Here is a 14,715-nt window from a genome sequence, read left to right as displayed (position 1 = left end):
TTTATTCAGTCAGTTTTCTTCCAAAAATTTCACATTGTTCTAAGGTTTGTTTTACATCATTAAAAGTAGTTCTAGGATTTATTAAGCACATGCGCAATACAATCTGTTTTTGTAATACTGTTGTCACTAACATGGCTTCTTTAGCATTTATAATTTCTTGAGATATTTTCTGATTGAGATGATCTAAAGCCGTTTCTGATAGTTTTTTTACAATAGGATTGTACCTAAAATTAATAATACCCAGAGTAGCAGGAGCTACAATTTCCCAATTGGCACTTTTTCTTAAAAAAGTTTCTGTTTTTTCTGCCAATTCAATAGAATAATCAATAGCCTCTCTAAAAGATTGTAAACCAAATGTTTTAATAGACATGTAAAATTTTAAAGCTCTAAAACGTCTTGTCAATTGTATTCCATGGTCGTAAAAATTTATCTCAGAGGTATTGCCTTCAATATCTCTTAAATACTCTGGTTTTTCAGTAAATGTTTCGCTCAACCATTTGTGATTTCTAACCAACAAACATCCCATTTCATAAGGTTGAAAAAACCATTTATGCGGATCTACTGTTATAGAATCTGCTTTTTGTATTCCTTTTAAAAGTTGATGCCCATTTTTTGCCAAAATAGCAGCACCTCCATAAGCAGCATCAACATGAAACCAAATATTTTCTTCTTTACAAATTTTACTCATGGCCACTAGCGGATCTACAGTGCCTGTGTTGGTTGCACCAGCAGTACCAATTAAACAAAAAGGTTGTAAGCCTTCTAATTTGTCTTTGGCTATAGCATTTTTAAGTTTGTTTATAGACACTTTAAACTCTATATCTGTAGGTATAATTCGTATTTGCTCTTTACGAAAACCAATGGTTCTTATGGCTTTAATGTTTGACGAATGCGTTTGGTCAGACAAGTAAATTATTGCCTTAGAAAAATCATCACCACATTTTTGTCTGCGGGCAGTAACTAAGGCTGTTAAGTTAGCCATAGAGCCACCACTTGTAAAAATACCTCCTCCTTTTTTGGTAGGAAATTTAAACAATTTTAAAAGCCAATTTATGGTTACAATTTCTAATTCTGCTGCAGCTGGTGCATTTACCCATCCACCAGAAAAAATATTAAACCCAGTTGCTAAAGTATCTGACATTGCACTAATATAGTTGCTTGGCCCTGGAACAAAAGAATAAGACTTTGGGTGCGATAAAATATCTGTAGCTTCTAAAACATTGTCAATTACAAAATCTAAAACTTCTTTACTGTCTTTACCTTCTTCTGGAGCTTGTTCTAAAAATAAAGAATCCATTTCTTGTCTGCTCGCATTAAAAATAGGATCTTTTTTATGTTGATTTTTAAAGTGATTTACTATAGTGTCTACTACTTTATAACCATAAGCTCTCATTTCTTCTTCCGAAAGCGTTAGTGTACGATTTGATTGCATAAATGCTTAAATTTTGGGTTACAAAAATACGATTTGCTATCTATATTTAGGGTGATAAAAATCATCAAAAAAGCCCAAAACAATACTGTTTTGGGCTTTAAATTATCTTAAGGCAAAATTAGTTACTTTTTTTGTTTTGCTTGTTGCTCTTGTGCTTGTTTCATAGCAGTATCAATACGTTGTCTGAATTTACTTTTCGCTTTTTCAGGACGTTTTTTGTTTTCTTCTATTTGTGCATGAATTTTATCTTCATCAATAACATAATTTTTAATAACTAACATTATTGTAATAGTTAATAAGTTAGAAATAAAGTAATACAAACTCAAAGAACTTGCATAATTGTTAAAGAAAAATAGCATCATAATAGGAGAGAAGTAAATCATATACTTCATCATTTTACTCATATCTGGCATGCCTTCTTGAGTAGGTGCTTGCATATTTGCTTGCTGGCTTTGGTTCATTTTCATGTAAAAGAAAATGGCTACAGAAGCTAAAATTGGAAACAAACTTACGTGGTCTCCGTAAAAAGGAACATTAAAAGGAAGTTTAAAGATGATATCATAAGATGATAAATCTGGTGCCCATAAAAAACTTTCTTGTCTTAAAGCTAAATTTGTAGGAAAAAATTTAAACAAGGCAAAGAAAACGGGCATTTGCAATAGTGCTGGTATACAACCAGAAAGCATGCTAACCCCTGCTTTTCGTTGAATAGCCATGGTTTCTTGCTGACGCTTCATTGCATTTTCTTTTCCAGGATATTTTTCATTTAATGCAGTTAATTCTGGTCTTATCACCTTCATTTTTGCACTAGATACATAAGATTTGTATACCAATGGAGACATAATAATACGTACAACAATGGTCATCAAAATAATAATTAATCCGTAGTTTGATAAAAATCCTTTTAAAAGATTAAAAACAGGATAAAAAACGGTTCTGTTTAAAAAACCAAAAATTCCCCAGCCCAAATCTGCAATTTCATCTAAATCTGTGGCTGCATAAGCATCACTACTTAATAAATTATAATCGCTTGGTCCATAAAACCATTTCATATTATAATTTAATTCTCCGTTAGTTAGTGTTAAAGGAGTTTTTAATTCATATTTTTTCGTAAAAACAGTGTCTATTTTTTCATCTTTCACTAAATCAGTAGAAGTAATTGTTGCATTGTTAAATGGTGTATTTGTCAACAAATTTGATGTAAAGAAATGTTGTTTATACGCTACCCAATTTACATTATTTATTACTTCTGTATTACCTGCTCCTAAATCATCAACTTCTCCATCAGCTTTATAGTAAAAATGAGAATACATCGTGTTTTCTGTTTTGATGCTCTTTTCATTTCTAAATCCTATTAAAGTCCAATCTAAATTAATAGGGTTAGAGGTGTTAATCACATTGCTTAAACCTGGAGAACGTACAGAAAAATCAACCATATAATTGTCTGGTTTAATTTCATATCTATATTCTAAAAATTGAGTATCAGAAACTTTTAGTTTCATAGATAGCACTTGATTGTCACCATTTTTAGTAAATGTAGGCTCAAAAAATAAATCTTTAGTATTTAAAATTCGGTTGTCTGTAGTACCAAAGTTGATGTTAAAAGAAGCATTATTTTCTTTTATTAAATATAAAGGAAGTGAATCATAGGTTTTATAATTTTTCACTAATGCTTTAACAATTTGTCCACCTTTATTATCAATGGTTAATTTTAGCAACTCATTTTCTATTGCTGTAGTTCCTTCAGAACCATTAATAGCACTTTGAGCAAAAGCGCCAAGTTTATTGGTTAATGCAATTTGTTTTAAAGAATCGTTAGCAAAAGTTGGTTTTGCTTCAAAAGCTGTATTTGCTTTGTCTGCATTAGCTTTAACTACTTGTTCTGTAGTAGTTTGCTCAGGCTCAATTTCAGGTTTGTTAGTACCAAAATACCATAACATGATTCCACCAAGCAGAATCATTCCAATAAAAGAATTGTAATCGAATTTTTTTTGTTCCATGTGTAAATTAAATGTCAATTTGTCATTAGCTCAAGAAAGTTTCTTGATAAAAACGCGACAAATGTAGTTAAAAACCCTTTTTTAATATGATTTTAGGGCTTTAAATTTTATCCTTTTATGTAGTTCAAATCCTATTCCATTTTTATGCTAAAGGGCTTTAAAGTATCAAAGGCAATTCAGCAATTATTTTTAACAACAAAAAAATGTCAGTTGGGTATTCCTAAAATACGGTTTAGTTTTTTTTTTGAATACCTAACTGACCTATTAATTTTTTATTGGTTAGAATATTTTAAAGCCGCTTTAATAAAACTAACAAATAAAGGATGTGGTTTTAAAACAGTACTTTTATATTCTGGGTGATATTGTACACCAACAAACCATGGATGTTTAGGAATTTCTACCACTTCTACTAAACCAGTTCTTGGGTTAACACCTGTAGCTTTCATTCCTTTTAGTTCAATTTGATCTTTATAATCGCTATTAAACTCATAACGATGTCTGTGACGTTCGCTAATCATTTCTTGCTGATATGCATCATAGATTTTAGAATCTTTAGATAATTTACAGTTCCAAGCTCCTAAACGCATGGTGCCTCCTTTGTCAGTAACATCTTCTTGACTTTCCATTAAGTTGATGACTGGATTTTTACAATTCTTTTTCATTTCTGTAGAAAAAGCATCTACCAAACCAAGTACATTTTTAGCATATTCTATAACTGCCATTTGCATTCCTAAACAAATTCCGAAAAAAGGAATATTGTTTTCACGTGCATATTGTACTGCTTTTATTTTTCCATCAATACCTCTGTCTCCAAAACCTGGTGCAACTAAAACTCCATCTACCCCTTTTAATTTTTCTTCATAATTAGCAGGCGATAAACTTTCGGAATGTACCCAACGTACATTTACTTTCGTTTCGTTGGATGAACCAGCGTGAATAAAAGCTTCTGTAATCGATTTATAAGAATCTTGCAACTCAATATATTTACCAATTAAGGCAATTTCTACTTCCGATTTTGGATTTTTATGTTTTCTTAAAAAGTTATTCCAAACTTTAAGTTCTGGTTTTTTATCCGAAGTTAATTTCAGTTTCTTTAAAACTACTTCGTCTAAACCTTCTTCTAACATTAAATTAGGTACATCATAAATAGTCTCAGCATCAATAGATTGAATAACGTCTTCTTTTTTTACGTTGCAAAATAATGCCAGTTTACGTTTAATATCATCAGAAATTTGGTGTTCTGTTCTACACACCAATATATCAGGGCTCACACCACTTTGCATTAAACTTTTTACAGAATGCTGTGTTGGTTTTGTTTTTAACTCACCTGCAGCAGCCAAAAATGGAATTAATGTTAGGTGAATTACAATAGCGTTATCTTCACCTTTTTCCCAAAGCATTTGTCTTACAGACTCTACATAAGGTAAAGATTCAATATCACCAACAGTTCCTCCAATTTCGGTAATAACAATGTCATAATCGCCAGTTTCTCCTAAAATTTGAATTCGGTGTTTAATTTCATCAGTAATGTGCGGAATTACCTGTACCGTTTTTCCTAAGAATTCACCTTTACGCTCTTTGTCTATTACAGATTGATAAATTCTACCTGTAGTAACATTATTAGCTTGGCTGGTTGGTATGTTTAAGTAACGTTCATAGTGCCCTAAATCTAAATCAGTTTCAGCCCCATCATCAGTAACATAACATTCGCCATGTTCATAAGGGTTTAACGTTCCTGGGTCTATATTAATATATGGATCTAGTTTTTGAATGGTTACAGAAAATCCTCTTTCTTGTAATAATTTGGCTAATGAAGCTGCTATAATTCCTTTTCCAAGTGAAGATGTTACGCCTCCTGTTACAAAAACGTATTTAGTGTTGTGCATGGTTCTTTTAGGTTTGCGCAAAAGTACTAACTCTAGGTTTTAATGCAAATAAAAAGATGAATAATTCTAAACAAATAATTAAATTGAGCTATAATTGGAATACTTATTGATAAAATGGCAGTTATGAAAAAAACATTTATTTTACTAAGCATTGGCTTACTCAGCAGTTGCTCTTTCTTATTTCCAAAACATTTTGAACGCAAACCAGCTAATTTTACAATCCAAAATCTTTGGTTTACATCTAAATTAGACAAAAATAGAGATGTAAAATATTTAGTAAACCCCACACAATTACATTATATTGCAAAAAGCACAGATGATTATAATGAGCAATTAGTAGCTTTTTTTAAAGAAGAATTGAAAGAAAATAGCTATTTAAAAGAAAATTATAAGAATGTAAATGGCAAAATAATTGTTCCTTTTACACTTGACTATGATTTGTCTAAAGAATATAAAGAAAATTTGCAAAAAACGACAGACTTAGATTACATTGTACTCACTAAAATATTAACTGCTAGCCAAATAAACAATCCATATTATCCACAATATCAATCTTTACAATATAAAAGTAATGTTTTGGCTGGTTCTGTTGTTTTTTTAAAGATTTTTGATGTAAAAAACAACACAATTGCTCTAGAATTGAATTGCAAAAGTTCGGTTTACGATAATCCAAACTTTAATTTTGATACAAATCAGTATGAAGATAACCTTAAAATAGCCACTTACAAAAGTGAAAATCAATTAATAAAAAAGTGTTTTAAAAGAATTTTTAGAAGGATAAAATAAATTTAATTTTTTTTACATTTTGTTTTTGTGATAAATAAAAACAGTTGTATATTTGCCCACGCTTTTAACGAGGTAACATCGTTAACAAAAAAATAATTAAGAAGATTTTTAAAAATACATATAATGCCAAAAAGAACGTACCAACCATCAAAGAGAAAGAGAAGAAACAAACACGGTTTCATGGAAAGAATGGCTTCTGCTAATGGTAGAAAAGTATTGGCTCGTAGAAGAGCAAAAGGAAGAAAGAAATTATCTGTTTCAACTGAAACTAGACATAAAAAATAAAATGATTAACAATTGTTAATATATAAGGTGTTACTTTTTAAGTAACACCTTTTTTTATACCTAAGCACTACTTATTTTTGTAACACTAATAAACACAACAACTTACAATGCCAAAAAGAGAAGACCTTAAATCCATTTTAATTATTGGTTCTGGCCCTATTGTTATTGGTCAAGCCTGCGAATTTGATTATTCTGGATCACAATCTTTACGTTCTTTACGAGAAGATGGAATAGAAACTATTCTAATCAACTCAAATCCAGCAACTATTATGACAGATCCATCAATGGCAGATCACGTCTATTTGTTGCCTTTAACCACCAAGTCTATCATTCAAATTTTAAAAGAGCATCCACAAATCGATGCTGTTTTGCCAACAATGGGTGGTCAAACTGCATTAAATCTTTGTATTGAAGCAGATGACAAAGGCATTTGGAAAGACTTTGATGTAAAAATGATTGGTGTTGATATTAATGCGATTAATGTTACAGAAGATAGAGAGCAGTTTAGAGAATTGATGGGTAAAATTGGTGTGCCAATGGCGCCTCAAGAAACTGCAACATCATTCTTAAAAGGTAAAGAAATTGCACAAGAGTTTGGTTTTCCTTTGGTAATTCGTTCTTCTTATACTTTGGGTGGGGCAGGAGCTTCAATCGTTTATGACCCAAAAGATTTTGATGAATTATTAAGTAGAGGTTTAGAAGCATCACCAATTCATGAGGTGATGATTGATAAAGCCATGATGGGTTGGAAAGAGTACGAATTAGAATTATTGCGTGATAAAAATGATAATGTAGTGATTATCTGTTCTATCGAAAATATGGATCCTATGGGTATTCATACAGGAGATTCTATAACAGTAGCTCCTGCAATGACACTTTCTGACAAAACTTATCAAAAAATGCGTGATATGGCTATACATATGATGCGTTCTATTGGCGATTTTGAAGGCGGTTGTAATGTACAATTTGCAGTTTCTCCAGATGAAAAGGAAGAAATTATTGCTATTGAAATTAATCCGCGAGTTTCACGCTCGTCTGCATTAGCAAGTAAAGCAACTGGTTATCCTATTGCAAAAGTGGCTACAAAATTAGCTATTGGTTATTCTTTAGATGAATTAGAAAACGGAATTACAAAATCTACATCAGCTTTATTTGAGCCAACTTTAGACTATGTGATTGTTAAAATACCACGTTGGAATTTTGATAAATTTGAAGGTTCAGACAGAACTCTAGGTTTACAAATGAAAGCTGTAGGAGAGGTAATGGGTATTGGACGTTCTTTTCAAGAAGCATTACACAAAGCAACACAATCTCTTGAAATTAAAAGAAATGGATTGGGGGCAGATGGTAAAGGATATACCAATTACAATGAAATTATAGAAAAATTAACCAACGCAAGTTGGGATCGTGTTTTTGCCATTTATGATGCCATTGCTATGGGGATTCCTTTAAGCAAAATCTATGCTATCACTAAAATAGACATGTGGTATTTAAAGCAATATGAAGAGTTATTTCAATTGCAAAAAGAAATATCTACATACACTATAGACACTATTCAAAGAGATTTACTTTTAGAAGCCAAACAAAAAGGTTATGGAGATAGACAAATAGCACACATGCTAGATTGTTTAGAAAGTGAAGTTTATGCTAAAAGAGACGAACTAAAAGTGCAACGTGTTTTTAAATTAGTAGATACTTGTGCTGCCGAATTTAAAGCAAAAACACCTTATTATTATTCAACTTTCGAAAATGAGATCGAAACGCCTAATGGAGATATCGTAATCGCAAACGAAAGTATAGTTACGGATAAAAAGAAAATAGTTGTTTTAGGTTCTGGACCAAATAGAATTGGACAAGGAATTGAGTTCGATTATTGTTGTGTGCATGGAGTTTTAGCAGCTGCAGAATGTGGTTACGAAACTATTATGATCAACTGTAATCCTGAAACTGTTTCTACGGATTTTGATACAGCTGATAAATTATATTTCGAACCTGTGTTTTGGGAACACATTTACGATATCATCAGACACGAAAAACCAGAAGGTGTAATTGTTCAATTAGGTGGACAAACTGCACTAAAATTAGCAGAAAAGTTAACCAAATACGGCATTAAAATTATAGGAACTTCTTTTGAAGCTTTAGATATTGCAGAAGATAGAGGTAGATTCTCTACTTTATTAAAAGAAAATAACATTCCTTATCCAGAGTTTGGTGTGGCAGAAAATGCAGACGAAGCTTTAGCATTGGCAGATCAATTAGATTTTCCAATTTTAGTAAGACCTTCTTATGTATTAGGTGGTCAAGGAATGAAAATTGTCATCAACAAAGAAGAATTGGTAGAACATGTAGTAGATTTATTACGTAAAATACCAAATAACAAATTGTTGTTAGACCATTATTTAGATGGTGCAATTGAAGCAGAAGCAGATGCAATTTGTGATGCTGATGGCAATGTATATATCATCGGAATTATGGAGCATATAGAACCTTGTGGAATTCACTCAGGCGATTCTAATGCTACGTTACCAGCCTTTAATTTAGGCGAATTTGTAATGCAACAAATTAAAGATCACACACATACTATTGCAAGAGAATTAAAAACGGTAGGTTTAATTAACATTCAATTTGCCATAAAAAACGATATCGTTTATATTATTGAAGCCAACCCAAGAGCTTCTAGAACGGTACCTTTTATTGCAAAGGCATACAAAGAACCTTATGTAAATTATGCGACTAAAGTAATGTTGGGGCATAATAAAGTAACTGACTTTAATTTCAATCCGCAATTAGAAGGTTTTGCCATTAAGCAACCGGTTTTCTCTTTCAATAAGTTTCCGAATGTCAATAAGAAACTAGGACCAGAAATGAAATCTACAGGAGAAAGCATTTTATTTATTGATAGTTTAAAAGATGATGCGTTTTACGATTTATATTCGAGACGTAAAATGTATTTGAATAAGTAAAGTTACTTACATATTAATATTGAAAAACCTCCAATTCTTTTTTTGAATTGGAGGTTTTTTATTAGTAGCTAACTTTGTTATATGAGAAAAGTTAGCAAATAAATAGCAGACATAAAGTTCATAATGATTTTTGTTAGTAAGCTTGCATTAGAAATTAATTTTATAAGACAATAGTTTTTGCCAATTTCAACTTCCATAAACCATCTTAATATAAAAGAATCATTCAGATTTGGAATTAACGTTAATTCGAAGATAATTGGTATTTGGTTCTTATTAATTTCTAAGTATTTTTTGTCACTGTCTCATAAAGTGTGTAAGTTTCAAAAACTCAGGATTGATTAAATCCTGAGTTTATTATTTTTGCTTCACAAGTAATAATCTTAAACCAATCGACATTGTCGACGACAATGGTGTGTTTTTATCAAAGATATTTCCTTTTACTGCAAAAAAGAATGAACCCTGAGGAACACCTATACCAAGGGTAGCTTCACCAAACATTCCGCTATTCTCAGGATCAGATTTTAAATCTACATCATAACCCGCTGCCATACCAAGCGAAAAAAAGCTAAGATAGTACATTCGTACAACAGCTGAAATTGGTAATAACTGTAAATTATCATAAATTTTATCTCTGATTGTATATGAGTAGCCAACAGAAATACCATATTGCCATGAAGTTGGTGAATTTAAAGACAAGTCAAAGTCATCATCTTCAAGATCATCATTTTTTGTAGAAAACATATAGGTACTATCTTTAATTCCTAATTTTATTCTATTAATTTTTCATTATTTTTGTTTTAACAGAGAGGAAACACACTGTGATCATTCACTGGAAGTTTACCTTGTGTAGCCTCAATTTTATTGGGGCTACTTTTTATGCCTTTTTCAAAGGCAAACAGAGAGTAAAGCTCCTGCTCCTCTTCTTGGAATTTCACCTTATAGTTTGGATCATAAGCTTCGTTTTTGTTCCATAAATAATAAATCATTGTTAATAGCTTTTTCTGAACAGCAACATAGCTTTTCATCTTAATTCCGTGCTTTTTATAAGTTCTATCATATAAATCTTTAAATTGTTGTACTTCACATTGAATAACAACTAAAGAAGGCATATACAAGGCTCGTCGGATTCTGGAATTTCCTCTTTTCGATATTTTTGTCTTTCCAACTCTAGTTCCAGATTGTGCTTCAACCACATCAAAACCTGCATAAGAGACTACTTGTTTGTAATTATTGAAGAGTGTAAATCCATTCGTTTCTGCAAGAATTACCGAAGTTGTTAAAATACCTAAACCTTTGATAGTGCAAATATTTTCAACTTTTTCTAAAACTTCTTTATTAGACGCTATATGTCCTAAAATCGCTTTATCTAATTCTTTAATTTGTGATTCAAACAAACTAATATTTTCTTTTAATTGTGCTGTGACAGAAGCTAGCTGATGCATTGCGTGACTTAAAGCATCTAATTGATTTTTAATAATTGTTTTTAATTCCGTGAGATTTTGACGCTGTCTTGTTAACAAACGCAATTCATAGAAAAAAACACCCATAGGTTCCCAAGCTTGTAAACATTGTTCAGCCCCCATTTGTGATAATCCTTTGGCATCAATAGAATCGTTTTTAGATTTTAAACCCAAACAGTCTAAATATTTTTTTGCCTTATTTGGCAAAATAATAGAAACTGTAAATCCTTTTTCGTGCAAAAAATAAGCACAGTTTTCGTGATAAATACCTGTAGCTTCCATACATATTACTACTGGAATCGAATCTTTTTGATGTTTTAAAATCCAAACTATTAAATCCTCAAATCCCTTTTTTGTGTTTAAAATCTTTTTGCTAGATTTTACAATTACTCTTTGTCTTTGATCGATAACGCTTATGCAAGCATCAATCTTTTTACTCGAAACATCTAAACCTACTGAATACTTTAAATTCATCTTTTAATATTTTAGGATAAACAAAAAAATTACAAGGGTCTTCGCTCATTTTTTATGCAGCATCTAATTTGTAAAACTAGTGCTTAAGTACTATTGAAACTTAAATGTAATTAAAACCAAGTAGATTAGCCTAAAGTCCACAATATCATCAACAGATGTATTTCGCCCAGATACAATTTTGCTACTTGGTCTTGTTTATCAATTTCTAATTCTAAAGATAGAAAATTTAGATATCTTTGAATATAACAAAGATATGAGCCCAGATTTAATGCTGCATTGAATGAAGATGTTTCCTTACTTAAAGTGTTACTTGGAAGACCTAAACTTACTTGTGTTTCAAAACCATTTTGTGCTTTTAAAGTATTTAGTAGTAGTAATGTAAAAATTAGGAATAGTATTTTTTTCATAATTGTTGATTTTTCAAGCGTTATTTGTTATTTTTTAATTGTGATATTAAAATGCATATCCTAAACCAATTCCAATTCCAAGAATCCCTATTTTTGCCTTAAAAACAAATCCTCCTTCAGGTTTTTGATAACGATATCCAACATCAAATAATGGTAAAGTAACAGAATCTGAGTCATCAGTATTAACCCCTGAGAAAACACCAGTATTTAATTCAAAATGGGAATTTTTCTTTCCAGTTAACATTGTTATTGCTCCTAATCCTCCAAATCCACCATCAACAAGAAGAATACCACCATATCCAAACCCTGCTCTACCATACCAAGAGACCTTTTTTCCTTGGTACAAACTACGTTCATAATTAACAAATGCGTGAATACCAGGAATTAAACCAGTATCGAAATAGATACTGTTTTTACTCATTTCATTTTGTTCTGATGTCTGAGCGTTGGCAGAAAGTCCAATTGTTCCAATTATGACGGCTAGTAATAGTTTTTTCATTTTAAATTTTGTTTTATGGTTAGTACTTTGTTAATCAATTGCTGTGCGAATATTTTAAAAAAATCTGTAATTTTTAATTATGAAAAGAACAACTCTTTAATTGGTTATTAATTGATTCAAGTTAGTTGTTTATAATCTAAATTATTGCTAAATTAATAATACTATGATATGGTTTTGATGTGTTTAAACCGGTGTTAAGCAAGGTCGCCTTTTTACAAGGAAATCAAGAGGAAAAAACTTTATATTTCAATTTTTTCTTTTTAATTTGAAAAACTCAAGTAGAATTAAAATCAAAATAAAAGTTACTAGTTTTTAGAAAAGTAAATCTCGTTTTATAATTGTTTGTTTGTTACTAATTTTATTAGTATTCATTAGAAAAAAAAGCCTCAACTGATTTTTTTAAAAGCCATTCTGCTTTATGAGGTGCTAAAACTTGATTTATAGTAAGGATAAAACTAGTACCTGTCTCTAAATTATAAAAAGCCATACCTCCATAAGCACTATTATGTCCAATATAATTATGTTTCCCTATTTTCTTTCGTTGAAGTCCAATTCCATAATCAATATTTCTTTTTTTGGGAATTGCGTCAATTGCACAGTCCTCAAAATTCATCATTTTTTGAAGTGTTTTTTTATCAGTAAATAATTTACCAGTGAAAAGCGATCTTATAAAAACAGTTAAATCTTCTGTCGATGATATTAATCCTCCGCCTCCCCAATCAAAGGAAGTGTTTGTGTTTTTTAATGAATATGTTCCATGATATGGAAATATAATAGGAGTATTGCCTTTTTTATGTTGATGAAACTCTAAGTATGTGTCATGAAGAGATAGCGGTTTTAAAATATTTTCTTCTAATACTTTATGATACTTTTTGTTGGTTACTTCTTCAATTAAAATTGCCAATAATAAATAGTTTGTATCAGAATAATAAAAGAGTTCGTTTGGCTTAGAGACGCCCTTTTTATGCAAATCAAATTCAAAATATTTTTTTAAAACAATTTTATAATTCCACTTTTGATTTGGATTTTTCTTAATGTGCGCAAAGAATCTTTCATCATCACTATAATAATCTCTAAGACCACTTTTATGATGTAGTAAATCTTTTACTTTTATTTGTGTAGAATAATTAATTCCGTCAAAAAATAATATTTCTGATGCGAGTTGTTTTAGTTCATTGCTTTGCAAAAGATCAAAAAAATTATCTTCCAAATTTAAAAGATTTTTCTCCATTAATTGAAGAATAATTGTTGCCGTAAAAATTTTAGTAATACTCCCTGTTCTAAAACGAGAGTTATGCAATAATTTTTCTTTAGAATTGCCTATTTGACCTACAGCAATTTTATAATCGATATTTTCGTTATTTATATGAAGAAGGCAGTTATAAATGGGAACAGCACCATTAGAATTGATAAGTAAATTCGCGAAATCTTCATATTGTTTCATAAATTTATTTTAAATATAATCAAAAGCTGATGCAAATATTGGTTTTGATTTTAATTTATCAATTTTAGTTTCATCAATATTTTTATAAGCTGTCATAATTTCTACATCAGAATCTTTTATAAACGAATGAATTAGCCCTAATTTACCTTTGGCTAGAATTTTCTTGCGAATTGGACAGGTTTTCCCCAGCCAAAACATCGAAGATTTTAATTTTTCTTTAGCCAGTAACCCTTCAAATAAAGCATATAATTGTTGTTCATAACCAGGTTTAAAATAAAGGCCTTCAAATGCTAAAAACTCGAATTTTTTTGGATTAAATAATTTATTAAGTACTGGTATAAGCGGAACCACGTTCATTACTATTTTTCCTGAAAAACCTTTCATATTGTTAATAACCCAATGTGCACGATGGTATTGACAACCGGCTATAATTTCTCCTTTTTCTCGAATTACAAAATAATTATCTTTAATAAATAAAGAATCAAATTGTGTTAATGTATGATTGTTATATGTGCTATGAAGAATATTGAGTACTTCTGCTTTTTCTTCTTTTGAAGTTATTTGCGCAATTTTTTTTTCTTTTTTTGGGAAAAAACGACTAAAACCTACGGTTTTTACTGTTCCTAAAGGATTATAGCCAGCACTTTCTACAACCTTATACGAGCTTTTGTTTGCTTTTTCTATACAAGCAAAGTATATGGTTTTTTCTTTTTCTTTTTCACGAATTAATTCCATCACTTTTATAGAAAATTTTTTCATAACGCCTTTACCACGTATCTCTTTTGAAGAAGCAAAATATCTTATATAATTACAATTAAAATTCTCGCCATTAGTAGTAACATTAGTCATATTAAAAACTGCAGTTGCCCTTATTTTTTCACCTTCAAAAATAGCGAGAAGTACTGGTTTTTTTATCAGTTTTATATGTTCTTCTGTATTTTTATGTTCATAGATAGCACCTTCATTTCCCCAAGCAATACTATCTAAAAAGAGCATGGCTTCTTTAGGTATTCCTTCATGTCTTTGTATGGTGTATTTTCCTTCAGTAAATAAGATTTCTTTTTTCATAATAAATGATG

12 protein-coding genes are annotated in these 14,715 nt (G+C 30.4%); 3 read left to right on the top strand and 9 right to left on the bottom strand.

The window, feature by feature from the left end; translation table 11 throughout:
* Window position 1: 1 nt before the first annotated feature.
* From SJY27_RS04795 to SJY27_RS04785, 3 genes are all read right to left on the bottom strand, one after another.
* Window positions 2–1,432, bottom strand: coding sequence for a pyridoxal phosphate-dependent decarboxylase family protein (locus SJY27_RS04795; RefSeq protein WP_397447123.1), 1,431 nt, complete (start codon window positions 1,430–1,432; stop codon window positions 2–4).
* Window positions 1,433–1,554: 122 nt separating this feature from the next.
* Complete coding sequence (gene yidC / locus SJY27_RS04790) at window positions 1,555–3,432, bottom strand: membrane protein insertase YidC (RefSeq protein WP_397447122.1); 1,878 nt, start codon at window positions 3,430–3,432, stop codon at window positions 1,555–1,557.
* 272 nt (window positions 3,433–3,704) lie between these two features.
* Window positions 3,705–5,318 (bottom strand): CTP synthase, encoded by a 1,614-nt coding sequence (locus tag SJY27_RS04785; RefSeq protein WP_397447121.1) that lies wholly within the window; start codon window positions 5,316–5,318, stop codon window positions 3,705–3,707.
* Window positions 5,319–5,441: 123 nt separating this feature from the next.
* Here SJY27_RS04785 and SJY27_RS04780 point away from each other — a divergent pair, with 123 nt between their 5' ends.
* From SJY27_RS04780 to carB, 3 genes are all read left to right on the top strand, one after another.
* Complete coding sequence (locus SJY27_RS04780; RefSeq protein ID WP_397447120.1) at window positions 5,442–6,104, top strand: hypothetical protein; 663 nt, start codon at window positions 5,442–5,444, stop codon at window positions 6,102–6,104.
* Window positions 6,105–6,227: 123 nt separating this feature from the next.
* On the top strand, window positions 6,228–6,389 hold the full coding sequence (gene rpmH / locus SJY27_RS04775) for a 50S ribosomal protein L34 (RefSeq protein WP_223445638.1): 162 nt from the start codon (window positions 6,228–6,230) through the stop codon (window positions 6,387–6,389).
* A 107-nt stretch (window positions 6,390–6,496) separates the two neighbouring features.
* Window positions 6,497–9,352, top strand: a complete 2,856-nt coding sequence (gene carB, locus SJY27_RS04770; protein ID WP_397447119.1) for a carbamoyl-phosphate synthase large subunit — start codon at window positions 6,497–6,499, stop codon at window positions 9,350–9,352.
* A gap of 354 nt (window positions 9,353–9,706) precedes the next feature.
* Here carB and SJY27_RS04765 read toward each other — a convergent pair whose 3' ends face one another.
* The 6 genes from SJY27_RS04765 to SJY27_RS04740 all read right to left on the bottom strand — a co-directional run bounded on the left by SJY27_RS04765 (window position 9,707) and on the right by SJY27_RS04740 (window position 14,704).
* Window positions 9,707–10,093: a hypothetical protein gene (locus tag SJY27_RS04765; RefSeq protein ID WP_397447118.1), complete on the bottom strand. Its 387-nt coding sequence runs from the start codon at window positions 10,091–10,093 to the stop codon at window positions 9,707–9,709.
* A 56-nt stretch (window positions 10,094–10,149) separates the two neighbouring features.
* Window positions 10,150–11,286 (bottom strand): IS110 family transposase, encoded by a 1,137-nt coding sequence (locus SJY27_RS04760; RefSeq protein ID WP_397445156.1) that lies wholly within the window; start codon window positions 11,284–11,286, stop codon window positions 10,150–10,152.
* A 125-nt stretch (window positions 11,287–11,411) separates the two neighbouring features.
* Complete coding sequence (locus tag SJY27_RS04755; protein WP_397447117.1) at window positions 11,412–11,693, bottom strand: hypothetical protein; 282 nt, start codon at window positions 11,691–11,693, stop codon at window positions 11,412–11,414.
* A 46-nt stretch (window positions 11,694–11,739) separates the two neighbouring features.
* Entirely contained in the window at window positions 11,740–12,114 is a 375-nt protein-coding gene (locus tag SJY27_RS04750) for a hypothetical protein (protein WP_397447116.1), read from the bottom strand.
* Window positions 12,115–12,553: 439 nt separating this feature from the next.
* Window positions 12,554–13,636, bottom strand: coding sequence for a serine hydrolase domain-containing protein (locus tag SJY27_RS04745; RefSeq protein WP_397447115.1), 1,083 nt, complete (start codon window positions 13,634–13,636; stop codon window positions 12,554–12,556).
* 9 nt (window positions 13,637–13,645) lie between these two features.
* Entirely contained in the window at window positions 13,646–14,704 is a 1,059-nt protein-coding gene (locus tag SJY27_RS04740; RefSeq protein ID WP_397447114.1) for a GNAT family N-acetyltransferase, read from the bottom strand.
* Window positions 14,705–14,715 lie beyond the last annotated feature (11 nt).

Source organism: Polaribacter sp. R77954 (assembly GCF_044595335.1).
Taxonomy (GTDB): Bacteria; Bacteroidota; Bacteroidia; order Flavobacteriales; family Flavobacteriaceae; genus Polaribacter.
The sequence above is the reverse complement of the archived record's forward strand: the minus strand, read 5'-3'. Positions and strand labels throughout refer to the sequence as shown.